Consider the following 25,652-nt stretch of genomic DNA (forward strand, 5'->3'; position numbering starts at 1 on the left):
GGTGCGGCTTTTCTTTTTGGAGAATCGGCGTCGTTTGATGGACGTAATTCTCGCTGGGATACATGGACAAAACGCCTCATGCTGAGTTTGTGAGAAACGAAAACCGTGCTCGAAAGGGCCGAAAGAGTACCAATAAGTACTGACGTTCTCGTCAATCAAAAGCAATATTATTGCGGTACTAGATAGTTAAACATTCCACTTAAAATCCCATCGAAATCACGGGAATAAGCTTGTTTCGTCCGGTGCACCTTAGCTGCGGCCAAAGCACGAGCGAACCCGTTTCACAAAAGAGTGCCGAAGCGGCCGAAAAATAATCTTGCTTTATTTTTGAACCCGTTCCACCCTGAAAACGGATGGTGCCGAAGGAGGAAATCGGCGCCATGTCGCATGGGAGGAACAAGGTCGGCAGATGTGACCAACAACGCCGACGATAGGGTTTCCGAAACGCACGGAACCAATCCGATATTCTCCCGTTCGACATTTTGTAAGTTCCCTAGGCCAGTTGCGAGGCCAGTTTCGAGGGTTACCCGCATGAGTGATGATGTCGTACTATCCCTGCATGTTCCCGAGCCGGAGTGGCGGCCTGGCGATGCACCGGATTTCTCCCATGTCAAAATCCCGCGTGCGGGAAGCGTTCGCAGGCCGGAAATCGACGAAAAGCCGGAAGCAATGCGCGATCTGGCTTTCAGCATCATCCGCGTTTTGAACCGCGAAGGCGAGGCGGTCGGCCCCTGGGCGGGCACCTTGACCGATGATGAGTTGAAAGACGGGCTTCGTCACATGATGATCCTGCGCGCCTATGATGCGCGTATGATGATGGCCCAGCGTCAGGGCAAGACCTCGTTCTATATGCAGCATTTGGGTGAAGAGGCGGTCAGCTGTGCTTTCCGCAAGGCATTGCGCAAAGGCGACATGAATTTCCCGACCTATCGTCAGGCCGGTCTGCTCATTGCCGACGATTATCCGCTCGTCACGATGATGAACCAGATTTTCTCCAACGAGCAGGACCCGTTGAAAGGCCGTCAGCTTCCGGTGATGTACTCGTCACAGGAACATGGCTTCTTCACCATTTCCGGCAACCTCGCGACGCAATATACGCAGGCCGTCGGCTGGGCCATGGCTTCGGCCATCAGCCACGATACGAAGATCGCGGCAGCATGGATCGGCGATGGCTCGACCGCAGAAAGCGATTTCCACGCCGCATTGGTTTTTGCTTCGACCTACAAAGCCCCGGTGGTGATGAATATCGTCAATAACCAATGGGCCATTTCCACCTTTCAGGGCATTGCGCGCGGCGGCTCCGGCACTTTCGCAGCACGCGGCCACGGCTTCGGCATTCCTGCCCTGCGTGTCGATGGCAATGACTATCTGGCCGTTCATGCGGTTGCCAAATGGGCTGTGGAACGCGCCCGGCGCAATCTCGGACCGACCATCATCGAATATGTGACCTATCGCGCTGGCGGACACTCAACCTCTGACGATCCATCCGCCTATCGTCCGAAGGCCGAAAGCGACGCATGGCCGCTCGGCGATCCGATCCTGCGGCTCAAGAACCATCTTATCAAGCGCGGCGTCTGGTCGGATGAACGTCACAAGCAGGCCGAAGCCGAAGTGATGGATCTGGTGGTGGCTGCACAGCGCGAAGCGGAAGCCATTGGTACATTGCATGACGGTCGCAAGCCATCGATGCGCGACATGTTTGAGGATGTCTATGCCGAAACGCCGCCGCATCTTATCCGCCAGCGTCAGGAGGCGGGGTTTTGAGCATTTCCAGGAAAAGTGTGAAGCGGTTTTCCGTTCGGAAATGCGGAGGAAATAATTCATGACCAAAATGACTATGATCGAGGCGATCCAGAACGCCCACGATATCGCCATGGAACGCGACAAGAAGGTCGTCGTGTTCGGCGAGGATGTTGGTTATTTCGGCGGTGTTTTCCGCTGTACGGCTGGCCTCCAGAAGAAATACGGCAAGGAACGCTGCTTTGACGCGCCGATCAGCGAGCTCGGCATTGTCGGCACCGCCATCGGCATGGCCGCTTACGGTCTTCGCCCCTGCATCGAAGTGCAGTTCGCGGACTATGTCTACCCGGCCTACGACCAGATCGTTTCCGAGGCCGCACGCCTACGCTATCGCTCTGCGGGCGAGTTCACCTGTCCTATCGTGATCCGCATGCCTTCCGGCGGCGGCATCTATGGCGGCCAGACGCACAGCCAGAGTCCGGAAGCGCTTTTCACCCATGTGTCGGGCCTGAAGACGGTCATGCCGTCGACGCCTGCCGATGCCAAGGGACTGCTGCTGGCGGCCATCGAAGACCCTGATCCCGTTATCATGTTCGAACCGAAGCGTCTTTATAACGGTCCTTTCGACGGGCATCACGACCGTCCGGTGACATCCTGGAAGAAACATGATCTCGGTGATGTGCCGGAAGGCTATTATACCGTGCCGCTGGGCAAGGCTGCCATTCGCCGCGAGGGCAGCGACGTGACGGTGCTTGCCTATGGCACCATGGTCCATGTGGCGCTTGCCGCCGCCGAGGAAACCGGCGTCGATGCTGAGGTGATCGATCTTCGCACGCTGCTTCCACTCGATACGGACACCATCATGGCGTCTGTGAAGAAGACCGGGCGCTGCGTAATCGTGCATGAGGCGACGCTGACCTGCGGTTATGGTGCAGAACTTGCCGCACTCGTGCAGCGTGATTGCTTCTATCATCTGGAAGCGCCGATTCTCCGCGTTACCGGTTGGGATACGCCTTATCCGCATGCGCAGGAATGGGCCTATTTCCCCGGCCCGGACCGGGTTGGCCGTGCGCTAACATCCATCATGGAAGCTTGAGGGGGAGGGAAACATGGCACATTTTACAATTAAACTCCCCGATGTTGGTGAAGGCGTTGCCGAGGCCGAATTGGTCGAATGGCATGTGAAGGTTGGCGATGTCGTGCGCGAGGACGATCTTCTCGCTGCCGTCATGACCGACAAGGCAACGGTCGAAATTCCATCGTCACGCGGCGGCAAGGTCATCGCCGTCAATGGTGAAGTCGGCGAGAAGATCGCTGTCGGGTCTGAACTCGTCCGTCTGGAGATCGAGGGCGATGCGACAGAAGAGAAATCCGAAGGGAACGCAGAAGAACCGGCTCTGACTGCTGTTGAAACGGCCAAGCCGCAACCAGCACCAACTCCCGAAACACCGGTTCTGTTGCAGACGCCGGTTCCTCCAAAGCCCGCTGCGCCGAAACGTGAGAGCGCAGGCCGCGCATTCTCTGGTGCGGGTCCAATACGCAGCGAGGGCGAAAGGCCGTTGGCAACACCGTCCGTCAGACTCCGCGCTCGCGATGCCGGCGTCGATCTGCGTCGTGTTCGCGGTACGGGTCCGGCGGGGCGCATCACGCACGAAGATCTGGACGTCTTTTTCCAGCAGGAAACAGGCGCGTCACCGGCTCTGTCCGGTTATGCAACCGACACCTCGGTCAACGAGATCAAGGTCATCGGCCTTCGCCGCAAGATTGCCGAACGCATGGCCGAGGCGAAGCGCCATATTCCGCATATTACCATCGTCGAAGAGGTCGATGTTACACAGTTGGAAGAGCTGCGTAGCGGCCTCAACAATGAAAAGAAAGAAGATCGCCCGCGTCTGACGCTTCTGCCTTTCATTATTCGCACTATCGTCAAGGCAGTGAAAGAACAGCCCGGTCTCAATGCGCATTTCGATGACGAGGCCGACATCATCCGCCAGTTTGGTGGTGTGCATATCGGCATCGCCACGCAGACGCCCAACGGTCTGATTGTGCCGGTGGTACGCCATGCGGAAAGCATGAGCGTGTTCGCTGCAGCTTCTGAGTTGTCGCGCGTTACCGACGCGGCGCGCAACGGTACGGCGAAGCGGGAAGAACTGACAGGTTCCACCATCACCATCACATCGCTTGGACCACTCGGTGCAATCGCCACGACACCGATCATCAACCGCCCGGAAGTCGCAATCGTCGGCATCAACAAGATGGCCGTGCGTCCTATGTGGGACGGCGTGCAGTTCGTGCCGCGCAAGATGATGAACCTGTCGTGCAGTTTCGACCATCGCGTGATCGACGGCTGGGATGCAGCGGTCTTCGTGCAGAAGCTGAAAAGCCTTCTGGAGACGCCCGCGATGATTTTTATAGAAGGCTGATCGAATGAGCGAGATTTCCTGCAAACTCCTGATCATCGGCGGCGGTCCCGGCGGCTATGTATGCGGCATCCGGGCAGGCCAGCTTGGCATTGATACGGTGCTGGTGGAAAAGACACGACTGGGCGGCACGTGCCTCAATGTGGGCTGCATTCCATCCAAGGCACTGATCCACGCAGCTGATGAATTCCACCACCTTTCCGTCTTTGCATCGAAGGGCGCGCTCGGCATTACGGCGCAGAATCCGGCCATTGATTTTGCCAGAACGCTTGAATGGAAAGACGGCATTGTGAGCCGTCTGAATGGCGGTGTGGCTGGTCTCCTGAAACGGTCGCGCGTGCGCATGTTCCATGGACAGGCACGCTTTCTCGACGGGAAAACCGTTCTTGTCGAAACCGATACCGGCCGCCAGACGATCCATGCCGAAAACATCGTTATCGCAACCGGCTCGGTTCCGGTTGAAATTCAGGCGCTGCCATTTGGCGGAAAAGTCATTTCGTCCACTGAAGCGCTGTCGCTGGAAAAGGTGCCGGAAAAGCTGGCCATCGTCGGTGGCGGCTATATCGGACTGGAAATCGGCACGGCCTTTGCCAAGCTTGGCGCGAAAGTCACTGTGGTGGAAGCCACTGACCGCATCCTGCCGCAATATGATGCCGAGCTGACGCGTCCGGTCATGGCGCGTTTGAAGGCGCTTGGCGTCGAAGTCCTGACCAGCACTTCAGCCAAGGGACTATCGAAGGATGAGGCAGGGCTTGAAGTCCTGACCGCCGACGGCGCTACGAAGACCATCGAGGCCGACAAGATCCTCGTCACTGTGGGCCGCAAGCCGCAGACCGACGGTTGGGGTCTCAGTGAAATTCGTCTCGATATGGATGGACGTTTCATCCGTATCGACGAGCGCTGCCGCACCTCCATGCGCGGTGTCTATGCCATCGGTGACGTGACCGGCGAGCCAATGCTTGCGCATCGTGCCATGGCACAGGGCGAGATGGTGGCGGAAATCATCGTAGGCGGCAATCAGCTTTGGGATAAGCGCTGCATTCCCGCCGTCTGCTTCACCGATCCGGAAATCGTTACGGTCGGGCTATCGCCGGATGAGGCACGCAAGGCCGGTCATGAGATTCAGGTGGGCATTTTCCCGTTTCAGGCCAATGGCCGGGCAATGACGATCGAGCGTGAAGACGGCATGATCCGTGTCGTTGCACGTGCGGATAATCACCTCATCCTCGGTATTCAGGCTGTTGGCGTCGGCATATCCGAGCTTTCATCATCCTTTGCGCAGGCGGTGGAGATGGGGGCAAGACTGGAAGACATCGCCGGTACGATCCACGCACATCCGACATTGAGTGAAGGCTTTGCCGAAGCCAGCATGAAAGCGCTCGGCCACGCGTTGCACATCTAGCTCTTCAACTTACGCTCGTGCCGCCAGAGGAAAATGGCGGCACCGGCAACCATGGCAGCAAGCGCAAACCATGTGATTGCATAGGAAAGATGGCTGTTACGGAATTTCACGACCGTCAGTCCACCAATGGGAAGCGCTCCTGTGCCAGCTGTTGCATCCGCATCGATGAAATAGGGCGCAGCAGGTCCCAGGTTTTCTTTCTTCGCAAAGGCTGCGACATCGCGTGAATTCCAGTCATTGCGCGCCGGATCGTTCGGACGCAGGAAGAACCCGTCAGGTTCCGGCATACGCAACAGGCCTGTTACGGTCGTTTCACCAGCAATCTGCGTTTCCTGCCGCGATGACGGATCGCGCTTGTCGCTTGGAACAAAGCCGCGATTGATGAAAGTCAGTGCGCCATCGGATGAACGCATCGGCGTCAGGACCCAATAGCCTGCGCCGCGCTCGGTCAGCGCATGGACCAGCACTTCCTTGTCGTTCAGATAGGTGCCGGTCAGCGTGACATGACGGTATTCATCGTCTTTCTGGTTGACGTTGGCCCAATCGTCCGGACCCGGCGCTGCAACTGGTTCGGCGTGAACGCGCGCATCGACCCTTGCGATGAGATCGAGTTTCCATTGCAGACGCTCCACCTGCCAGATGCCTAGCCCCATGAAGAGAATGAAGAAGAAGCCCACCAGAATCGTCAATAACCCCAGAAAGATGCCAGACTTCTTATTTTCCGGCTGTCCGTCGGTTTGAGCGGGCGAGGGCATAGCATTTCCTTGATGTCTGGATGAAGAGAGACAATTGCTATCCCTTACCCCAGACGTCTCCTTTTAAAAAGGGTAGGGCTGGAACAAGACCGTGATCGACACTGCCGACCAGCAAATATCGGAAAATAAAAAATGCAGCGCCTGCTGCGCTGGGATGCGAGCGACGCTGAAGAAAAACGTGATACGATTAATTAAACTCAGGCTAGTTTATGAATTCTGCGTCTGCGGTGCGAATAGCCACCCTTCGACAGGCGCAATACGTTGCAAACCTGTGTTTTGTCTTCGGAAGGCTTTGGCATCTGCTCATGAATGCGCAGCAAAATCTGCTGCGTAACTGTACGATCCTTTTCGGTAGCCGCAGGACCGATAATAATGCTCTTCATCGATCATTCTCCCTATCTTCTGGGCGCGAGACCGCTTTCGAGGCTATCTCGACCGATTATCAAGAATGTACGAATGAACTAAGTATTAACCAAATTTTACATCTTGACAAGCGCATTGGCGCAACAGTTTCCAACCTATTGGCAAGGCACAGCAAAAAGCCGAATCGCGTGTGCGATCCGGCTTTTTATAACTTGGATTTAGCAGTGATCAGTCGCGGTTGCCCGTCAGGATCTCGCGCTTGCCGACATGATTGGCAGGGCCGACCAGACCGTCCTTCTCCATACGCTCTACGAGCGAGGCAGCACGGTTATAACCGATACCGAGGCGGCGCTGGATATAGGACGTGGAGCACTTCTTGTCGCGCATCACGACCTTGATGGCCTGTTCATATACGTCATCACCATCTTCCGAACCCATCGAGGTTGCATCGAAAACCGCTGCGTCCTGCGTTGCGTCTTCGTCTTCCTCGTCTTCCGTGACGGTCGCCAGATAATCCGGACGTCCCTGTTCCTTCAGGTGGTTGACCACTTTTTCGACTTCCTCATCGGAAACGAACGGGCCATGGACACGGACGATGCGTCCGCCGCCTGCCATATGAAGCATGTCGCCCTGACCGAGAAGCTGCTCGGCACCCATTTCACCGAGGATCGTGCGGCTGTCGATCTTCGAGGTGACCTGGAACGAGATGCGGGTCGGGAAGTTTGCCTTGATCGTGCCAGTAATGACATCGACCGAAGGGCGTTGGGTTGCCATGATGAGGTGGATACCGGCGGCGCGGGCCATCTGGGCAAGACGCTGGACAGCACCTTCAATGTCCTTGCCAGCAACCATCATCAGGTCGGCCATCTCGTCGATGATGACCACGATGTACGGCATCGGCGTCAGGTCGAGCTCTTCCTGAATATAGGTCGCTTCACCCGTTTCCTTGTCGAAGCCGGATTGCACCGTGCACATCACGGTTTCGCCCTTGCCCTTGGCCGAGGCGGCGCGGGCATTGAAGCCCTCGATGTTACGCACGCCAAGGCGGGCCATCTTGCGATAGCGTTCTTCCATCTCGCGCACGGCCCATTTCAGAGCGACGACGGCCTTTTTCGGATCGGTAACAACCGGGGTCAGCAGATGTGGAATACCGTCATAGATGGACAGTTCCAGCATCTTCGGATCAACCATGATCAGGCGGCATTCTTCCGGCTTGAAACGGTAGAGCAGCGAGAGGATCATCGTGTTGATGGCAACCGACTTACCTGAGCCGGTGGTGCCTGCCACCAGAAGGTGAGGCATCTTGGCCAGTTCAGCGATGATCGGCTCGCCACCAATACCCTTGCCGAGGCAAAGCGGCAGACGGTAATTCGATGCCTCGAAAGTGCGGCTATCGATCATTTCGCGCAGGTAAACGGTTTCGCGATTGGCATTCGGCAGTTCGATGCCGATGACATTGCGGCCGGGAACCACAGCCACGCGGGCGGAAAGCGCCGACATGGAGCGGGCGATATCATCGGCAAGGCCGATGACGCGCGAGGACTTGACGCCGGGCGCCGGTTCAAACTCGTAGAGCGTGACGACAGGGCCGGGGCGGACATGAATGATCTCGCCGCGCACGCCGAAATCCTCCAGCACGCTTTCGAGCAATCCCGCGCTGCGTTCCAGCATTTCCTGCGTGATCACATTTCCGTCCTGTTCGGGCGGCATCTGCAGAAGGTCTCGCGGGGGAAACTCATAGCTGCCGTGAATGACAGGCGTTTCGGCGCGGGGGAGGGGTTGCGGCTGGTACAATGCAATCGAAGGCGCTGCCTTGGCCGCAACGGGCTTTTCGATGACCGGCTCCGGAACCACTACTTCCTCGAAGACATGTTCTTCCGCTTCAGCAACGGTGAGTACAACTTCGTCCTCGGTGGCTTCGCCGATAACTTCGGGTGCGATCTCTGGCGCAGCCACAATCGGCTGCGGCGCGGGCGTTTCGACCTGAACGGTAGCAACAGGTTTCGGTGCAACCGTTTCAACTGGCGCAATGGCAACCGGTGCCTCTACGACTGGCTGAATCGTGGCTACTGCAGCTGGCGCCGGTTGCTTGTTCCATTCGCGAATACGGAACTGTGCCAGAATGGATTCAACGGTCGGCAAAGGCTTGCGCGGTTCTGCTGGAACAGCAGAAACCAGAGGCTCCGCCGGCACGATTGCCGTATCGATGTCGCAACCTTCCCAGAAAGCGAAGTCTGAAAGATAGGTGAAGGCCGATGGCTTGGCCGGATTTACAATGTCAGCCGCGACCGGTTCAACCGCAACTGGGGCTACTTCCAGAGCGGGCTCTGCAGAAGCTGCAACAACTGCCACAGGAACCGCAGGCATTGCGGGCGGCACCGGTGCTATTGGCGAGCGAACCATGCTCTGCGACACGGTCTTCTGCATTTGTGCGACAGCCATAGGCTGGGCTTCGGCAACCTTCTCGACGCTGATCTCTGGCGCAGCTTCAGCTTGAGTGCGCTCATTGATGCTCGGGAGTTCCTCGCCGCGACGACGCAAAAGCTCAACTTCTGGCGTACGGGTAAAACGAACATTCGCACCGAGCGAAAAATGGATTTTCCAGGCATCGTCACTGGCGGGATTTTGACTACCCGTCTGACCGCTAGGCTGCTTCGGGTCCTGAGCGTTCTCTGCACGATTTCCTGTAGACTGGGGGAAATTTTCTCTCAAATTACGCATGATACCTGAACCATAGATACTGTCGCCTGAATGAGCCCAAGTAATAAAAAATGAAGGTTAACAACCCCCTTCCGAAACGACCCAAAAGACAGAAATTTCTTGCGGGACATATATCCTCATGCATAGCCTCCCAAAGGCGATATTACCTTCGGTTGCATATATAAAATCAGCAATATCAATCTAATAAAGGTATTTCTTATATTGATTTATGCGCAATGCAACAATCAAGGGTAGTTTCCGCTACCTGTTAATTCTGCAGTCGTGAACGGCATCCGGCGGCAGAGAGTCGTCAAGTCCGAGACTCACCGATCAGTCCCGTGCGAGGGCGACGACCGGATCGAGTTTGGAGGCGTTGCGAGCCGGAATAAAGCCGAATCCGATGCCGATCAAGCTCGAGCAGACAAGCGCAACCACGATGGAGGCGGGCGAATAGATGAGCTGGAACATCGAACTGAACTGCGCAAACAGCAGGCCGAATCCGGCAGCGATGAGAACACCAAGCACGCCACCGATCAGACAAACGAGAATCGCCTCGATCAGGAACTGCTGCAAGATATCGCTCTGGCGTGCGCCAATGGCCATGCGGACACCGATCTCGTTGATTCTTTCCGATACGGCGACAAGCATGATGTTCATGACACCGATGCCGCCGACAAAAAGCGATATGCCTGCAATGCTGGACACGAGAAGGGCAAGCGTCGCTGTGGTGGCCTGAATGGTCTTTTGCAGGCTGTCGGTATTGAAGACTGAGAAGTCCTTCTCGCCATGCCGTTTGGTCAGGAAGGCCGTAATCAGTTTTTCGGCTTCCGACGGGTCCATTGTGTCGGCGACGCGAACGAGGATCATCTGCAATGAACGTGAGCCGGTCATGCGTGTCTGCACAGTCGTGTAGGGCAGGTAGACTTCAAGCGTCTGCGCGCCACCCGGTCCGCGTTCCTCGGCCTTGACGACACCGACAATGCGCACTGGCACTTTGTTCAAAAGGATGATCTTGCCGATGACAGAGCCTACTTCATGGGGAAAGAGTGTCGTCTTGGCTGTTTCATCAACCATAGCCACCTGTTCCAGATCATCGACATTGCGCTGATCGAAAAACCGGCCTTCGAGCAACTTGCTGTTGCGTGTGACGAAATATTCCGCACCCACACCATTCACCGAAACGCTGACTTCTTTGTCGCCGACACGGATCGTGGAACTTGTCGAACCGGATGGCGTCGCAGCCACCACATAGGGCAGTTTCGCGATCTCCTTGGCATCGTCCAGATTGAGTGTTGTAATCTGCGCGGCTTTCAGGTCACCAAATCCCCTGCCGGGACTGATGTAGAGCGTATTGGTGCCAAGATCGCTGATCCGCTCCAGAATCTGCCGCTGTGACCCTTGTCCCAGCGCCACGACGCAGACGACCGATGCCGTGCCAATAATGATGCCGAGCATCGTCAGAAACGTGCGCAGCCGATGCGCATTCATCGACCGGAGCGCCATTGCGAATGCCTCGTTGAAGCGGTCGCGAAGCCCGGCCAGTAGCCTCGGCTTGGCCTGCTGCTGCTCAACCGGCACAGACATCACTCGCCGCTCGGTCTCACCGTTACGTGTATCGGAGATGATTTCGCCATCGCGAATTTCGATGATGCGCTGCGCCCGCGCTGCAACCTGCCGGTCATGCGTGACGATGACGATGGTGCGTCCTTCGCGGTTCAGTTCCTGAAGGATGCCAAGGACTTCCTCGCCGCTATGGCTGTCGAGCGCACCCGTTGGCTCGTCCGCCAGAATAACATCAGCATCGTTGATGAGGGCGCGGGCGATGGAAACGCGCTGCTGCTGGCCCCCGGAAAGCTGACTGGGCCGGTGATGGGTGCGTTCACCCATACCAAGCCGCTGAAGGATCATTTCAGCCTTTTCGCGCCGTTCCGCCTTTTTCTGGCCTGCATAAATGGCCGGGATCTCGACATTGCCCACGGCATCCAGTTCACCAAGCAGATGATAGCGCTGAAAAATGAAACCGAAATGCTCACGCCGCAATTGTGCCAGCTCATCAGCTTCAAGTTCCGACGTAGCGCGACCGGAAATCAGATATTCGCCTTCCGACGGACGATCCAGACAGCCGAGAATATTCATCAGCGTGGATTTGCCCGAACCGGACGCGCCAATGATCGCCACCATCTCTCCGCGCTCGATGGTCAGGTTCACATGGTTCAGAACCGTCGTGAAGTCGTCACCTGACGGATACTGTCGGGAAACGCCCTTGAGCGAGAGAAGCGGCGTATCGCTCATGTCAGAAACTGTCCGGGGCAGGAGCACTAACCTGATTATCGGTGACGACTTTGTCCCCCTCGTTCAGACCCGAACGGATTTCGGTGTTGACCTTGTCGGTAATGCCGGTTTCGACCGTGCGTTCTTCGATCTTGTTGGCGCTTGTCACCACGCGAACCGTGGCCTTCCCCGGTTCACTCGTGTCCTTGAGAGCGGTCACAGGCGCAATCAAGGCGTCTTTTGCCTTCGCAAGCAGAATATGAACTTCGGTCGTCATGTAGGTTCTGAGCAGCCCATCCGGATTGGGAACGCTGAAAATACCCTTGTAGTAAATGGCCGAGGCAGTCGCCGAGCTCGATGCGCTCACAGCCGTTGTCGTGAAGCTTTTGTCACTGACGATGGAATCCGGAGCCGGTTCAATCTTTTCCAACGTCGCGTCATAACGTTTCAGGTTTTGTCCCGATATGGTGAAATAAAGCGGCATTCCTTCGCGAACCTGAGTAACATCCGCTTCCGAAATGTCCGCCTCGACGGTCATCGTGTCGAGTTGGCCGAGAATAGCGATCGTCGGCGCGCTTTGCTGCGCGTTGACGGTCTGGCCTTCCTGAACCACCGTCGCAAGGATCGTGCCGTCAATGGGCGCTGTAATGCGGGTATAAGCGAGATTGGTTTCGGCGATCTGGACGTCGACTTTCGCCGCCGCAATCGCCGCCTCGCTGTTGGCGACCTGTGCTTCCTTCGACTTTACGGTGCTGACCGCCTTGTCGTAATCCGCACGTGCAACGGCATTCTTGCCGATCATCATCTGGTTTCGCGCCAGATCCTGCCTGGCCAGCTCGAGATCGGCAAGGTTCTGTGCACGGGTGGCTTCGTTCTGGCGAAGCGACGCCTGGGCCTTGTTCAGCTCGTTCTGCTGATTGGTCGAGTCAATCAGGGCAACGACTTCGCCGGCCTTTATCTGCTGGCCCGGTTTCACTTTGAGCGAAAGAATGCGGCCTGTCGCCTGCGCGCCGATGGCAACCAGATTTTTAGGCCGCAAAGTACCCGTTGCAAGAACCGAACTTTCGATCTCGCCGCGCTTGATTTCAGTCGTGGCGGGCAGAGGTTCTTCTTTCGTGAGGGAGCGGACGACAAAATAGCCCACGATCAGCAATGCGATGAGGACGGCCAGCCACAGGCGCCAGCGAAAACGGCGTTTCGACTTGGGTTTCATAGTGGTCTCTTATCGGTTGTCAGTGGAGGAAGCGGCGGGGTCTTGACGATGCGCGGACCCGTATAGCCGTCAACGACTTCAGGTTTCGCAACATCAATGATGCCGTTCCAGCCACCACCCAGTGCTTTCTGCAGGGCGACATAATTCAGGACCAGATCGGTCCGGGCCTGACTAAGGTTGGTTTCTGCGCTCAGAAGGTCACGCTGCGCCGTCAGCACATCGACGAAGCTCTTCGTGCCAGCTCTATATTGCTCCAGCGTCAATTCGTTGATCTTGCGGCTGTTGCCAACGATTTTCTGTAGCTGCGCGGTGCGCAAACGGTTCTGGTTGAGCGATACGCTGGCATTCTCGACTTCGCTGAGCGCCGTCAAGATGATTTTGCGATAGGCGATGAAAGCCTGGTCTCTTGCTGCTCTTGCCGCGTCGACGTCCGCATTCAGCTGGCCGCCATGGAAGACAGGTACGCTCAAACTTGGACCGAAAGCCCAGCTGATTGTCGACAGTTTTCCAAGGTCACCGAAATTGGCGCCACCCGTATTGATGTTGCCGGTGAGCGAAACACTTGGATAGAGCAGGGCCTGTTTCTGGCCGATGCTGGCAGTTGAACTTGCATAATCGCGTTCCGCTGCGCGGATATCCGGGCGGCTGAGCAGCAAATCGGCAGGCAGGCCGGCTGAAATTTTGCGTGGGATCGCGGGTATCGGACGTGATTTGTCCAGAACGCTCGCAAGTGCCGAAGAAGACCGGCCCGTCAACACTGACAACTGATTGAGATATTGGGCGTAGCTGATCCGCAGACCCGGTATCTGGGCTTCAGTCGATGCGGCCTGTGTCTCGGCGCTCAAAAGATCGACCTGCGAGATTTGTCCGGCTTCCAGCTGGCTGCGTGTCAGTGCTACGGTCTGCCGCTGGGACGCTGCATTGCGCTGCGCAATGGCAATATTGGCCTGCGCACCGCGCAAGTTTGCATAGTTGGTTGCGATGTCGCCGATCAGCGTAATGAGCGCTGCCCGCAATTGCTCATTTGCGGATTCGACATTGTAGTAGGCTGCTTCCACACCGCGCCTGTTGCCGCCGAAAAGATCGAGTTCCCATTGGGTTTTAAAACCCATGCTCGACTGATTGGAGGCAAGAGTAGTTCCACTGTCAGATCGCGTGAAGCTTCCGCTTCCATCCAACTGCGGATAAAGCGCGCCACCGGCCGAGGTGTAATTGGCGCGGGTCTGCCGCACCTTCGCCTTCGCAGTAGCAACATCCGGGCTACCGGCAATTCCGTCCGCTATCAGCTGATCCAGAACCGGGTCTTTCAGGTTTTTCCACCAATCACCCAATTGAGGGGCACGCTTGTCAGCCTTGCTGTTCCAACCAGCAGGCGTCAGCACATTTGGCTTCTGATAGTCAGGACCAACGGTGACGCATGCCGCCAGCAATGGCAGGATACTTCCCAGTACAGTCAGGCGAACAAACGATGTCGTCAAAAAATTGGTCCTGAAATTTCAGCGCTGTCATCGATTCGGCATATGACTGCCCCGAAAACGAAGCGCCCTTATACCGGCAACGGTTGTGCCTAAGCAGCCCAAACTCGTGGGAGCGTGCCATGGGTCGCGCCGAGTCGCGGTTTTGCAGCATATTGCCATCCTTCGACTTCGACCATTAGGGTATGATCGAAGCCAAATGTGGCAATACACAGAAAATATCAGGATTTGATGTGGACCCCGTCAGAGGTTGCGGGGCCTAATCTTTGTTGCTTTCCAGCCAGTCGGCCAGCGAGCGGCGGTTTGCGGCGCGTCCGCGCATAGGTTCAGCCATGCACATGGAGTTGAGGACGGCTTCCTGCGTGCATTCAACTGCCGCGCGAAACAGCGTATCGATACGGTTTTCGTTGAGCACCGCGATTTCAACCATATCACGTGTTTCATCATGGTCGAATGTCACAGCCGTTGAAAAGCCGATGGCGATATCACCGCTTCCGTGGCCCCAGAATGCACCGAGGCGTGCCAGTCCCGCGCCACAGCGGCGGGTCACGCGCTTCAACTGTCGGTGTTCCATCGGAACATCTGTCGCCAGCACCAGAATGACTGAACCTTTTTCCGGCTGTGCTTCGGCCTTCGGCGAAGGCCTGCGCCCGTCCGGAAGAACCAGATCACCGGCGCGGCCAAAATTGGTCAGCGCCAGAACACCGAGGTGATGCACCTTGCCGTCAAGTTCGAACCGGCGCGAGGATGTGCCGATGCCACCCTTGAAACCGAAACAGCTCATGCCGGTTCCTGCACCGACATTGCCTTCACCAACGTCCGTTCCCGCAATCTGCAAGGCTTCCTGCGCATCCGCTTCCGTGACGGCCATGGCCTGAATGTCGTTGAGCGGACCGTCATTACATTCCAGAACGACCGGATTGACGGTCGCCGTGGTGCGCCCGATATCGGGATTGCCTGCAATCGCCTTTCGGATCAACGCATTGGCGCAGGTTCCGACGCCAAATGTATTGGTGAGCAGGATCGGCGTTTCCAGCGTGCCCAGTTCCTCGACCTGCACGAGACCTGTGCTTTTGCCAAAACCATTGATGACATCGCAAGCGGCCAGCACCTTGCGGCGATATATGTTGCCGTCATGCGGGATGATTGCTGTCACGCCGGTATTGATATCGCCGTTGCGCAAGGTGCGGTGCCCCACGCGCACGCCCGGCACATCGGTGATGGCGTTGTTTTCGCCCGACTGCATGATGCCGCAGATGATGCCGTAGTCGCGTGCCTTGCCTGTCATGGTTATTTCCGTGTGCTGGCCTCGATAATGCGCATGAGGAAAGCCCACAGCAGCGGGCCTTCCTCTAGGATTCTATCGTTTTGCAGAAAACAGGTCTTGTTCGCAACCTTGCAGGCAAAACCCGTTCGTTAGTTACGACTGAAGTACCGGCTCCGATCCCGTGCGAGCCATATCCATGTAGATCTCCTGCAAACGGCGGGTGATCGGCCCCGGCTTGCCGTCGGAAATCGTATGATCCTGAATGCCGATGATTGGCGTCACGAAGCTCGATGCGCTCGTGAGAAACGCTTCCTTGGCGGCCTTCGCCTCATCGACCGTGAACAGGCGCTCTTCAATGCGAAGGTGCTGTTCTTCCGCGATCTTGATCACGGCGCGACGCGTGCAGCCAGGGAGGATAGCGTGCGAATTCGGCCGCGTTACCAGCACATTGTCATTGGTGATGATGAATGCCGTCGACGAACCGCCTTCGGTAACGAAGCCGTCTTCAACCAGCCAGACTTCATGGTAGCCCTTGCTCTTGGCCTGCTTCTTTGCCAGCACCTGCGCCAGAAGCATGACAGTCTTGATGTCGCGGCGCGCCCAGCGCGTATCCGGTGCAACATCCACCCTTACGCCATTCTGGACCGACGGCGAATTGGCGAGGTTCTTGGCCTGCGTGAACATGACGAAATTCGGCTTGATGTCGTCGGTATAGACAAAATCGCGTTCGGCTTCGCCGCGCGTCACCTGCATATAGACGACGCCTTCATGCAGTTCATTGCGCTTCATCAGCTCGATCTGTGCGGCGCGAATGGCGTCCAGCGAAGCAGGCAACGGAATTCCGAGTTCCCTGACGGAGCGCTCCAGACGGGCGAGGTGAAGTTCGTTGTCAACAAGGCGGCCATCGATGACAGCACTGACTTCGTAAATACCGTCACCAAACAGAAAGCCGCGATCGAACACCGACACTTTCGCCTCGTTCTCAGCAACGAAAGCGCCGTTCAAATAAATTACCCTGGCCAAAACACGTCCTCGGACATCTATGTGATTGATTGTGCGCACCCCGAAAAACGTGAAGCGGTTTTCGGAACAGATGCGCGTTTAACAGTTTTGCCGGACGGTATGGAAAAAGCTTGGGAGCTGCCAATGCTATGTTTTGCAATCACTATGCAGAAATTGCATAAGGGGTAAGGCAGCAGGAAAAAGGTCTCGTTCAAGCCGAACCAAACATACTGCCCTATTGCCATACTGCCTTATTGCCCTTTGCTGGAAAGGCCCCGACCCAATGGAACTGAAATGGCTGGAAGACTTCATCGCGCTGGCGGCAACGTCCAGTTTCTCGCGCGCGGCGGATACCCGGCATGTGACGCAATCCGCGTTTTCCCGTCGCATCAAGCAGCTTGAACTCTGGCTTGGCGTTACTCTCGTCAATCGCGCGACTTTTCCTGCAGAGCTTACTCGCGAGGGACGAACCTTCCTGCCAGTCGCGCAGGATACCGTTCGCCAGTTCTACAACACACGCAAGGCGCTGCAGCCGAGCCGCGAAGTCCAAAACCCCGTCCTCACATTTTCAGCCTTGCACACGCTGACAGTCACATTCTTTCCGCACTGGCTGAAGCAGATCGATGACGATGTTGGCAGCATACGCTCTCTGCTCAGTCCGGATCGGGGTGGTTTCGAGGACAATATCGCGACGCTGACGGAAGGAGAGGTTCATTTCTTCCTGACCTATGCGCATAATTCCGTGCCGATCCTGATCGACCGCACGCAGTTTCCTTATATCGTGCTCGGCACGGAACGGCTGATGCCGGTCTCGCGCCCGTCTCCGACAGGCCCGATCCTTGATCATGCCGTTGCCAGCGGGGAGCCATTGCCATATCTGAGCTATGGTGACTTTTCCTTCTTTGGCGCTGCCCTGTCGCAGAAATTTGCATCCGGTACCGCGTTCAAGCGTCAGGTGGTTCACGAAAACACCATGTCGATCGGTCTGAAGGCCATGGCGCTTGCAGGCTGGGGGATGGCCTGGCTGCCCGAAAGCCTCATTTATGATGAACTGCAACGCGGCGAGCTAGTGCCAGCCTCAACTGATCCCTATTGGGATTTCACGGTCGAGGTCCGTATCTATCGTCACGATGCGGCACTTCCGGCCCATGCCGAGAGCTTCTGGGAATATTTGCAGGCAAAAGATCGGGCAATATCTGAAAAGGGCGATTGACAGCAGCCCATCGTCGGCGCTGTAAAAGGCAGCATATCTTCAGCCGGTAGCAGGGGACACATCACGGCATGAAAGTTACCATCGAACAGACGCTCGATCAGGCGGGTACGGGCGCATTTCAGCGCGGTCTTCTGGGTGTGTTTGGCCTTGTCTGGGCCGCCGATGCCATGCAGGTGCTGGCGGTCGGCTTTACAGGTGCTGCCATTGCAAAGACTTTTGGCCTGACCGTCCCACAAGCATTGCAGACCGGCACGCTGTTCTTCCTTGGCATGCTGATCGGCGCGGCGGTCTTCGGGCGACTGGCGGATAAATACGGTCGCCGCCGTGTGCTTCTGATCACTGTCGCCTGCGATGCCGTTTTCGGACTGCTTTCGGCATTTGCGCCGAGTTTCGGTATTTTGCTCTTCCTGCGCTTCATGACAGGCGTGGCAGTCGGCGGAACATTGCCGGTCGACTATGCGATGATGGCCGAATTCCTTCCCGCCAAAAATCGCGGTCGCTGGCTTGTGATGCTCGAAGGTTTCTGGGCGGTCGGCACCGTTATCATCGCCCTTGCGGCATGGGCCACCAGCCTTGCAGGCGTAGAAGATGGATGGCGTTATATCTTCATCGTCACTGCTGCACCGGCGCTCATCGGCATCTGGCTGCGCCTCTGGGTGCCGGAATCCCCGATGCATCTTCTGAAATCGGGACGTCCGGAAGAAGCCAAATCGGTCATGAACCGCGTGCTTCGCCGTAATGGCAAACCGGAGTTGCCGCCGAAGGCCCGGCTAGAAGCGCCCCTTATGGTGACAGGCGAAAAGCTTCTGTCGCCAAATCTGCGCCAGCGCACGCTGACGACGCTGGCAATCTGGTTTCTCGTTTCGGTGTCCTATTACGGTATTTTCACCTGGATACCGGCCAAGCTTGCCGGTGACGGTTTTGGCTTTGTCCGCGGCTACGGCTTCCTTGTCGTGGTTGCACTGGCCCAATTGCCGGGCTACGCCCTCGCCGCCTATGGCGTGGAAGCGTGGGGACGCAAGAAGACGCTGATCACCTTTCTGTTCATCAGCGCTGCGGCCTGTGCTCTCTTTACAGTGGCCAACAGTTCAGCGGTTGTCGGTGTATCCATTCTCATCATGAGCTTTGCCCTGCTTGGCACATGGGGCGCGCTCTATGCTTTTACGCCGGAACTTTATCCGACAGGATTGCGCGCAAGTGGAATGGGAGTGGCGGGCGCGATGGCTCGCCTTGGCGGCTTGCTTGCGCCGTCCGCGCTGGCACTCGTCATCAGCCAGAGCTTCTATGTCGCCGTGGCACTGTTTGCGGGACTTCTGGCGCTGGCAGGTATTATCGCCTTTTTCATCGATGTGGAGACACGGCAGAAAGCGTTGAACTAGAACATGTCTCCCAAAAAATGGGAACCGGTTTTGGGATAAAGAAATGTTAGGAAAAACAGCCCGGAGATCAATTTTATCTCCGGGCATATTATATATTATTTCAGTGATTTATGCCGTATTCTTTATCCATTGCTTTCGGTACGCAGCGTAGGCTTCATTGCCCGGTCTGAAAATCCTGCCGTGTTTCTCCGGAACCGTTGCACCTGCGAGCAATCCGGCACCAAGCGACGTGCCGGTCGATCCTGATACGGCTTCGACGTCTCGTCCCGTAAAATTCGCCAGCGCTTCAAGATAGACCGGGTTTCCGGCAAACGGCCCTTCGACGATAACCGGTCCATCGGCACCCAGCAGGTGGAGACAGGTTTCCGTCATCAGCGCCGCATAGATGCAGGCGGCAACATAGCGCTCTGCATCGCTGGCTGTGTCAGCATTGATCCAGCGAAGATTGGAACTCGGATAGGGGCCGCAACCCGGCACGGCTGACGGCAGCGCCATGATGTGCTGCACCAGAACCTTTGCTGCAATATCGGGCTGGTCGATGACCGGGGGAACGGTCAGTCCTTCCGTCATGATATCGAATTCGCGCCCGCCCATGTAACGGGCGGATGGAACAGCACGACCATAGGCATCGACATTGGCAAGCGTGTCGCGTTCCGGGTCAAGCCCGTCGAAATTGCCGCCAACGGCGAAACTGACCACCCACGTCCCGGTCGAGACGACCGAGAACGGGGCCTCCCGATCCATTAGATGCGCGAGCAGCGATGCATTGGAATCGTGAATGCCGCAATGAACCGGCACAGCTTTGCAAAGGCCGACCTCTGTTGCAATCTCGGGCAAAACTTCGCCCAACGCATCGAAGGCAGAGCGAAGTGGCGGGAGTTTTGCACGGATGCCCAGCCGGTCGACAAGAGGTGAGAAGGCGGATTCCTTCGGCAACCACAGATCCGTATGACAGCCGAGCGATGTCACTTCCGAAGCGGCAATGCCAGTCAGGCGCCATGCCCAATATTGCGGATAGGTGAATATGAAATGTGTGCGCGCAAAATCATCGGGAAACGTCGTCTTCAGATAATGAAGCTGCGCACCCAGATTGAGACCGAGCGACAGGGGCGGCGAGAATGTATCTTTGAAATCCGGCTTTATGTCAGCATAGGCTGCGCGGATTTCAGCCGGATAGTCGAGTTCATAATCGAGGACTGGCATGGCCAATGTGCCATCTGCTGCGACGAGAGCCGCCGCCGCGCCATGCGTGGTGATGGAGATGGTATCAAAACCCGGCTCTTTGGCAAAAGCGGCAAGGCTTTTCAGGAAAAAGCGCCACAGAGCCTCGATGTCATAATGTGGATAGGGGCCATCGCACAGCACCGTATTGGAGATGCGGTTTGCGACGATTTCTTCGCCGCTTGCCGCATCAAGCACGACGACTTTGGCGTTGGTCTTGCCTATATCCAGAATGGCAATGCGCTTCATGGCATGTGAAACACTGGCTTGAGGTCCACGGAAACCGGCGAATTATCGGCATTCGTTGCCATGATATCCGCCATATGCGCCCACCACTTTTTCATTACCGGATGATCAGGCAGGGCGGCCATGCCGTGATTGGGCTTACGTGTCAGCACGCCGAACAGGGTACTGGTCTCTTCATCGAGATAGATCGCGTAATCCGACACGCCTGTCTCGTGCAGAAGGTCCACCAGTTCCGGCCATATCTCGTCATGCCGACGGCGGTATTCCGCTTCCATGCCAGGATTGAGCTTCATGCGAAATGCATAGCGTTCGCCAGTCATGCTGCGCGCCTTGTTTTGAACTGCCGGATGAGGATCGGCAGTGAAATGGTGACGATCAGCAGGAGGCCGATGAAGATCGACATGACGATGCCCGGCACATTGAGAAGCCCAAGCCCGAAGGTCACGAGACCCATCACGAAAGCGGCAATCACCACGCCGACAATTGTGCCCGAGCCGCCAAGGATCGACACGCCGCCCAGCACGACCATGGTGACGACTTCCAGTTCCCAGCCTTGCGCAATGGAGGGGCGCGTGGAGCCGAGGCGCGAGGTCAGGCAGACGGCGGCGATGCCGCTCATCACGCCCGTCATCAGGAAAAGCACGAATTTGGTTTTCTCGACCGGAATGCCGGAAAAGCGCGCCGCGAATTCATTATTGCCGATGGCATAGACGCGGCGACCGAAGCTGGTGGCATGCAGCAGTATGCCAGACAGCGCGGCGAACAGCACCAACAGCGCGAATTCGAAAGAGATCACCCAGAACACATAGCCCTGTCCGAAATAGGCAAAGCTTGCCGGGTAGCCGCCAAAGGCCTGATCACCCAGCACGATATAGGAAATGCCGCGGAAGAGGCTCATCGTGCCGATGGTCACGACGATGGACGGCAGTTTCAGCCCGGCAACCAGCCCGCCATTGATCGCGCCACAGACAAGACCGGTGCCGATGCCGATCATCACGAGGCCGGGTGTGCCGACACCGGCCTGCGCCGCTGCCCCCATCGCCGTCGAGGCGAGCGCAATGATCGCGGCGACCGAAAGATCGATTTCGCCGGAAATAATGAGAAGCGTCATCGCAAAGGCGATCAATGCCTTTTCGGTGAAATTGAACGTGGCATCCGACAGGTTCCAGGCATTGAGGAAGTAGGGCGAGGCAAAGGAATTCGCGATGAAGATCGCAATTGCCACGCCAAGCAAAAGCATTTCCCAGCTTGCGAAGATGCGGGAGAATGGCGTTCCGAGCCGGTCGGGGATACGACGGCGCTGTTCATTATTCATGCCGCAACCTCCTCGTAAGTTTTTGCAGCCTTGTCGCGCAGGATGATGCGTCCGCGCCGCTTTTCCTGTCGTGCATTGAAGATCACGGCCAAGATGATAACAGAGCCGGAAATCGCCATCTGCCAGAAGGGCGATATGTCGATGACCGGCAGTGCGTTCTTGATGACGCCGAGGAACAGCGCACCGAGAACCGCACCGGCAACAGAGCCTATCCCGCCAAGTGTCGAGATGCCGCCAATGACGCAGGCCGCAACGCTGTCAAGTTCGAACCCAGCGGCCACATCCACATAGGCGACGGCATAGCGCGACACCCAGAGGTAGCCGCAAAGCCCGGCGAGCGCGCCGGAAAGCACGAAGGCGAAGAAGCGCGTGCGGCCCACATCGATGCCCGTATAGACGGCGGCAGTCGGATTGCCGCCGGAGGCATAAAGCGCGCGTCCGAAAAACGTCCGCGTCAGCAGAACGTAGACGAGCGCCACGATCAGGATCGCCGTCCAGCCAAGCAGCGGCAGGCCAAGAAAAGGCGTGCGCGGTGTGTTGAGGAAGGGCGCGGTCATCTGATGCGCGTTCACCCACGCGCCGCCGGAGAGCACAAAAGCCATGCCGCGATAGATGGTAAGCGTACCAAGCGTGACGACAATCGCCGGAATGTTGAGCTTCCAGACCAGGATGCCATTGATGGCGCCCAGAACCGCGCCGATGCCAATTGCCAGCACAATGAGAAACACGAGCGGCAGGCCCGGATAGGTCGCATTCAGCATCGCCACGGCCATGCCGGTAAAGGCGAGGTTGGCGGCGACCGACAGATCGATCGACTTGGTCAGGATCACGGCCATCTGTCCAAGCGCGACAATGATGAGGATGGACGTGTCGTTGAAAATATTCGCCAGATTATGCGCGCTGGCAAAACCCGGAGCGCGGCTTGCGAACAGCCCCACCAGAATAGCGATGATGACAAGAAGCAGGAGTTCGCGCTGCTTGAGCAACTGTTTCATCGTCTACTCCGTGTTTCCGGTGGCGGCGCGCACCAGCACTTCCGCGTCGAGGCTGGCACGCTCAAAGATGCCTTCCATCAGCCCTTCGCGCATCACCATCACACGGTCCGACATGCCGATGATTTCCGGCAGTTCCGACGAGATCATGATGATGCTCAGCCCCTCGGCGGCCAATTCGCTGATAAAGGCGTGAACCGCAGCCTTGGAGCCAATGTCGATGCCCTTGGTCGGCTCATCGAGAATGATGACTTTCGGATTGGTGGCAAGCCACTTACCGATGACGACCTTCTGCTGATTGCCGCCGGACAGCGTGCCCACCGGTACGGAAAGGGCGGCGGCGCGCAGGTCGAAACGCTCGGCATATTTGCGCGCCAGCGCCAGTTCTTCCGCCATGCGCAGAAAACCATTGCGCGAGGTGCGGGCGAGTGACGGCAGCGATACATTCTGGAAGATCGGCAGTTGCAGCACCGCGCCGTGGCGTCCGCGTTCTTCCGGCACATAGACGATGCCATGCGCCACCGCATCGCCGGGGCGGCGGATACTAATCTCGCGATCTTCAAGCGTCACGCGGCCACGCGATGGCTTGGTGACGCCGAACAGCGACTGCGCGAACTCCGAACGTCCCGCGCCGACAAGGCCGTAAACGCCAAGGATTTCGCCCTTGCGAAGCTCAAAGGAAATGTCGCGGAATTCAGTTGGATGCGAATAGTTTTCGACCTTGAGCACCGGCTTGCCGATGGCGACATCCTGCTTGGGGAAAGCCTGTTCGACAGACCGCCCGACCATCATGCGCACAATATCGTTCTGCCGCGTGTCGGCAAGCGCTCCGTGTCCAACTGCGTGCCCGTCACGAAAAACGGCATAATTATCGGCGATTTCATAGACTTCATCGAATTTGTGGCTGATGAACAGGATGGCTTTGCCCTGTGCCTTCAGCCGCGCCACGATGCGGAACAGATCGTCCACTTCCTTGCGCGAGAGCGCTGCGGTCGGCTCATCCATGATGACGATGCGCGAATCCACCGACAGCGCCCGCGCAATCGCCACCAGATGGCGCTGGGCGATGGACAGTTCTTTCAGCTTGATGCGGGCATCGACCGTCGTTTCCAGCGAGGACAGCAGCGCCTGCGAGCGGGCATAGACGGCCTTCCAGTTGACGAAGCCGAATTTGGTGCGCGGCGCATGGCCGAGATAGATGTTTTCGCCCACCGACAATTCGTCGAAGAGCACGGTTTCCTGATGAATGGCCGTCACGCCATGATCGGTCGCATCCTGTGCGGTTGCGAAATGTACCGGCTTGCTGTCGATGAAGATTTCGCCTTCGTCGGGCTGGTAGATGCCAGTCAGGATTTTCACAAGCGTGGATTTGCCAGCGCCATTCTCTCCGATCAGCGCCGTCACCTTGCCTGGATAAAGCGCGATGTTCACGTCATCAAGCGCACGCACGCCCGGAAACGTCTTGGCTATGCCGCGCATTTCCAGAATGGGCTGATCCGTGGCGGAAAGCGTCCGCTCTCCGCCGGATGGGCCGCTGGATTGAAAGGCTGCATTCATCGCAGATACCTGAAATCGGGTTTGGAAAACGATAGGCGGCATTGAGCTTGCATATCCAATGCCGCTTTTTTGTACGCGCATCTTTTCCGAAAACCGGTTTCCACTTTTCGGGATGTGCTTACCGATCAGAAGACCTTGGAGAACTCGTCGATATTCGACGCGTCATAGACGAAAGGATCACTCATTGCGGCTTCGCCGTTTTCGCCGATCTTGATCTTGCCCATGCGTCCGGCTTCGATTTCCGAGCCCGGCTCGCCATCGGCATCGCCCTTTACGAGGTGGTAGGCAATCTGGGTTGCCGAATAGCCAAGGTCGATCGGGTTCCAGATGGCGAACTCCTTGGTTGCGCCCGACTTGATGGCGCCGGCCATTTCGGACGGAAGACCAAGGCCGGTCACATAGACATCACCAATCTTGCCCGCATCCTTTACGGCCTGCGAGGCAGCGAGAACGCCAACGGTGGTGGGGGCCACGATGACCTTCACATTTGGATTTGAAGTCAGCAAGCCTTGTGCTTCACGGTAGCTCTTGTCGGCCAGGTCGTCACCATAAACGGTGGTCACCAGATTGAGGCCGGGGAAGTCCTTGAGTTGCTTCTTCATCTCGCCAATCCAGATGTTCTGGTTGGTCGAGGTTGTGGTGGCAGACAGGATCGCGAAATCGCCCTTGCCGTCCGGCAGGTGATCGGCTGCGAGCTTGAGGCACATCTTGCCGATCAGTTCGTTGGAAGACGGGTTGAGGTGGACGATACGGCCTTCAGGTGCGACGCCCGAATCCCACGAGATCACCTTGATGCCGCGCTGTGCAGCTTTCTTCAGGGCAGGGACGACAGCATCCGGATCGTTGGCCGAAATGGCGATGGCGTCCACACCCTGCGCGATGAGGGAATTGATGACCTCGATCTGGCCCTCTGCCGTCGTGGTGGTCGGGCCGGTATAGATCACCTCGACGCCGCCTAGCTCCTTGGCGGCTTCCTGCGCGCCCTTGTTGGCAGCTTCGAAGAAGCCGTTACCGAGCGACTTCGCGACAAGTCCGATCTTCATGTCGGCGGCCTGCGCATGGGCCGCCATGAAGGCAACAGCCAGCGCAGTTCCTAGTGCCAGTTTCTTGAAAAGTTTCAT

At 57.2% G+C, this 25,652-nt stretch carries 20 protein-coding genes; 6 read left to right on the forward strand and 14 right to left on the reverse strand.

Annotated features, from left to right (window positions below):
- Window positions 1-531 precede the first annotated feature (531 nt).
- The 4 genes from OANT_RS18350 to lpdA are packed head-to-tail and all read left to right on the forward strand — an operon-like array spanning window position 532 to window position 5,562.
- Entirely contained in the window at window positions 532-1,764 is a 1,233-nt protein-coding gene (locus OANT_RS18350; RefSeq protein ID WP_012092949.1) for a 3-methyl-2-oxobutanoate dehydrogenase (2-methylpropanoyl-transferring) subunit alpha, read from the forward strand.
- Window positions 1,765-1,822: 58 nt separating this feature from the next.
- A complete protein-coding gene (locus tag OANT_RS18355; protein ID WP_010658750.1) occupies window positions 1,823-2,836 on the forward strand; it encodes an alpha-ketoacid dehydrogenase subunit beta in 1,014 nt (337 codons plus the stop codon).
- A 13-nt stretch (window positions 2,837-2,849) separates the two neighbouring features.
- Window positions 2,850-4,163: a dihydrolipoamide acetyltransferase family protein gene (locus OANT_RS18360; protein WP_012092950.1), complete on the forward strand. Its 1,314-nt coding sequence runs from the start codon at window positions 2,850-2,852 to the stop codon at window positions 4,161-4,163.
- A gap of 4 nt (window positions 4,164-4,167) precedes the next feature.
- Complete coding sequence (gene lpdA / locus OANT_RS18365) at window positions 4,168-5,562, forward strand: dihydrolipoyl dehydrogenase (protein ID WP_012092951.1); 1,395 nt, start codon at window positions 4,168-4,170, stop codon at window positions 5,560-5,562.
- Here lpdA and OANT_RS18370 read toward each other — a convergent pair.
- The 8 genes from OANT_RS18370 to OANT_RS18405 form a co-directional block, all read right to left on the reverse strand.
- Window positions 5,559-6,317 carry an SURF1 family protein gene (locus OANT_RS18370; protein WP_012092952.1) on the reverse strand — a complete coding sequence of 253 codons (759 nt, stop codon included), beginning with the start codon at window positions 6,315-6,317 and terminating at the stop codon, window positions 5,559-5,561. The genes lpdA and OANT_RS18370 overlap by 4 nt on opposite strands.
- A 197-nt stretch (window positions 6,318-6,514) precedes the next feature.
- Entirely contained in the window at window positions 6,515-6,700 is a 186-nt protein-coding gene (locus OANT_RS18375) for a hypothetical protein (RefSeq protein ID WP_010658754.1), read from the reverse strand.
- A 208-nt stretch (window positions 6,701-6,908) separates the two neighbouring features.
- Window positions 6,909-9,278 (reverse strand): DNA translocase FtsK, encoded by a 2,370-nt coding sequence (locus OANT_RS18380; protein WP_373366458.1) that lies wholly within the window; start codon window positions 9,276-9,278, stop codon window positions 6,909-6,911.
- 432 nt (window positions 9,279-9,710) lie between these two features.
- Complete coding sequence (locus OANT_RS18385; protein ID WP_012092954.1) at window positions 9,711-11,672, reverse strand: MacB family efflux pump subunit; 1,962 nt, start codon at window positions 11,670-11,672, stop codon at window positions 9,711-9,713.
- A 1-nt stretch (window position 11,673) separates the two neighbouring features.
- The gene (locus tag OANT_RS18390) at window positions 11,674-12,864 is read right to left on the reverse strand and encodes an efflux RND transporter periplasmic adaptor subunit (protein ID WP_012092955.1); all 1,191 of its coding nucleotides are present in this window, start codon (window positions 12,862-12,864) and stop codon (window positions 11,674-11,676) included.
- The gene (locus tag OANT_RS18395; protein WP_012092956.1) at window positions 12,861-14,342 is read right to left on the reverse strand and encodes an efflux transporter outer membrane subunit; all 1,482 of its coding nucleotides are present in this window, start codon (window positions 14,340-14,342) and stop codon (window positions 12,861-12,863) included. Before OANT_RS18395 ends, OANT_RS18390 begins: the two co-directional genes overlap by 4 nt.
- Window positions 14,343-14,598: 256 nt before the next feature.
- The gene (locus OANT_RS18400; protein ID WP_040128331.1) at window positions 14,599-15,627 is read right to left on the reverse strand and encodes a DmpA family aminopeptidase; all 1,029 of its coding nucleotides are present in this window, start codon (window positions 15,625-15,627) and stop codon (window positions 14,599-14,601) included.
- Window positions 15,628-15,759: 132 nt separating this feature from the next.
- Window positions 15,760-16,629 (reverse strand): D-amino-acid transaminase, encoded by an 870-nt coding sequence (locus tag OANT_RS18405; protein ID WP_040128329.1) that lies wholly within the window; start codon window positions 16,627-16,629, stop codon window positions 15,760-15,762.
- A gap of 262 nt (window positions 16,630-16,891) precedes the next feature.
- On the opposite strand from OANT_RS18405, the gene OANT_RS18410 reads away from it, so the two are divergent.
- Window positions 16,892-17,821, forward strand: a complete 930-nt coding sequence (locus tag OANT_RS18410; protein WP_012092959.1) for a LysR family transcriptional regulator — start codon at window positions 16,892-16,894, stop codon at window positions 17,819-17,821.
- 68 nt (window positions 17,822-17,889) lie between these two features.
- Window positions 17,890-19,200: an MFS transporter gene (locus OANT_RS18415; protein WP_012092960.1), complete on the forward strand. Its 1,311-nt coding sequence runs from the start codon at window positions 17,890-17,892 to the stop codon at window positions 19,198-19,200.
- Between the two features lie 108 nt (window positions 19,201-19,308).
- On the opposite strand, the gene OANT_RS18420 is transcribed toward OANT_RS18415, so the two are convergent.
- The 6 genes from OANT_RS18420 to rhaS all read right to left on the reverse strand — a co-directional run bounded on the left by OANT_RS18420 (window position 19,309) and on the right by rhaS (window position 25,652).
- Entirely contained in the window at window positions 19,309-20,670 is a 1,362-nt protein-coding gene (locus tag OANT_RS18420; protein WP_012092961.1) for an FGGY-family carbohydrate kinase, read from the reverse strand.
- Window positions 20,667-20,987, reverse strand: coding sequence for an L-rhamnose mutarotase (rhaM, locus tag OANT_RS18425; RefSeq protein ID WP_012092962.1), 321 nt, complete (start codon window positions 20,985-20,987; stop codon window positions 20,667-20,669). The genes OANT_RS18420 and rhaM overlap by 4 nt, the downstream gene beginning before the upstream one ends.
- Window positions 20,984-21,982 carry an ABC transporter permease gene (locus tag OANT_RS18430; protein ID WP_012092963.1) on the reverse strand — a complete coding sequence of 333 codons (999 nt, stop codon included), beginning with the start codon at window positions 21,980-21,982 and terminating at the stop codon, window positions 20,984-20,986. The genes rhaM and OANT_RS18430 overlap by 4 nt, the downstream gene beginning before the upstream one ends.
- Entirely contained in the window at window positions 21,979-22,977 is a 999-nt protein-coding gene (locus tag OANT_RS18435) for an ABC transporter permease (RefSeq protein ID WP_010658766.1), read from the reverse strand. Before OANT_RS18435 ends, OANT_RS18430 begins: the two co-directional genes overlap by 4 nt.
- Before the next feature lie 3 nt (window positions 22,978-22,980).
- Complete coding sequence (locus OANT_RS18440) at window positions 22,981-24,531, reverse strand: sugar ABC transporter ATP-binding protein (RefSeq protein ID WP_012092964.1); 1,551 nt, start codon at window positions 24,529-24,531, stop codon at window positions 22,981-22,983.
- A 125-nt stretch (window positions 24,532-24,656) separates the two neighbouring features.
- The gene (rhaS, locus tag OANT_RS18445; protein ID WP_012092965.1) at window positions 24,657-25,652 is read right to left on the reverse strand and encodes a rhamnose ABC transporter substrate-binding protein; all 996 of its coding nucleotides are present in this window, start codon (window positions 25,650-25,652) and stop codon (window positions 24,657-24,659) included.

This window comes from Brucella anthropi ATCC 49188, assembly GCF_000017405.1.
Lineage (GTDB): Bacteria > Pseudomonadota > Alphaproteobacteria > Rhizobiales > Rhizobiaceae > Brucella > Brucella anthropi.

Coding starts and splice junctions, on each gene's coding strand:
- OANT_RS18390 (WP_012092955.1), bottom strand. CDS start 12,864: ATGAAACCCAAGTCGAAACGCCGTTTTCGCTGGCGCCTGTGGCTGGCC.
- rhaM (WP_012092962.1), bottom strand. CDS start 20,987: ATGACTGGCGAACGCTATGCATTTCGCATGAAGCTCAATCCTGGCATG.
- rhaS (WP_012092965.1), bottom strand. CDS start 25,652: ATGAAACTTTTCAAGAAACTGGCACTAGGAACTGCGCTGGCTGTTGCC.
- OANT_RS18360 (WP_012092950.1), top strand. CDS start 2,850: ATGGCACATTTTACAATTAAACTCCCCGATGTTGGTGAAGGCGTTGCC.
- OANT_RS18440 (WP_012092964.1), bottom strand. CDS start 24,531: ATGAATGCAGCCTTTCAATCCAGCGGCCCATCCGGCGGAGAGCGGACG.
- OANT_RS18385 (WP_012092954.1), bottom strand. CDS start 11,672: ATGAGCGATACGCCGCTTCTCTCGCTCAAGGGCGTTTCCCGACAGTAT.
- OANT_RS18355 (WP_010658750.1), top strand. CDS start 1,823: ATGACCAAAATGACTATGATCGAGGCGATCCAGAACGCCCACGATATC.
- lpdA (WP_012092951.1), top strand. CDS start 4,168: ATGAGCGAGATTTCCTGCAAACTCCTGATCATCGGCGGCGGTCCCGGC.
- OANT_RS18375 (WP_010658754.1), bottom strand. CDS start 6,700: ATGAAGAGCATTATTATCGGTCCTGCGGCTACCGAAAAGGATCGTACA.
- OANT_RS18350 (WP_012092949.1), top strand. CDS start 532: ATGAGTGATGATGTCGTACTATCCCTGCATGTTCCCGAGCCGGAGTGG.
- OANT_RS18410 (WP_012092959.1), top strand. CDS start 16,892: ATGGAACTGAAATGGCTGGAAGACTTCATCGCGCTGGCGGCAACGTCC.
- OANT_RS18415 (WP_012092960.1), top strand. CDS start 17,890: ATGAAAGTTACCATCGAACAGACGCTCGATCAGGCGGGTACGGGCGCA.
- OANT_RS18420 (WP_012092961.1), bottom strand. CDS start 20,670: ATGAAGCGCATTGCCATTCTGGATATAGGCAAGACCAACGCCAAAGTC.
- OANT_RS18430 (WP_012092963.1), bottom strand. CDS start 21,982: ATGAATAATGAACAGCGCCGTCGTATCCCCGACCGGCTCGGAACGCCA.
- OANT_RS18435 (WP_010658766.1), bottom strand. CDS start 22,977: ATGAAACAGTTGCTCAAGCAGCGCGAACTCCTGCTTCTTGTCATCATC.
- OANT_RS18370 (WP_012092952.1), bottom strand. CDS start 6,317: ATGCCCTCGCCCGCTCAAACCGACGGACAGCCGGAAAATAAGAAGTCT.
- OANT_RS18400 (WP_040128331.1), bottom strand. CDS start 15,627: ATGACAGGCAAGGCACGCGACTACGGCATCATCTGCGGCATCATGCAG.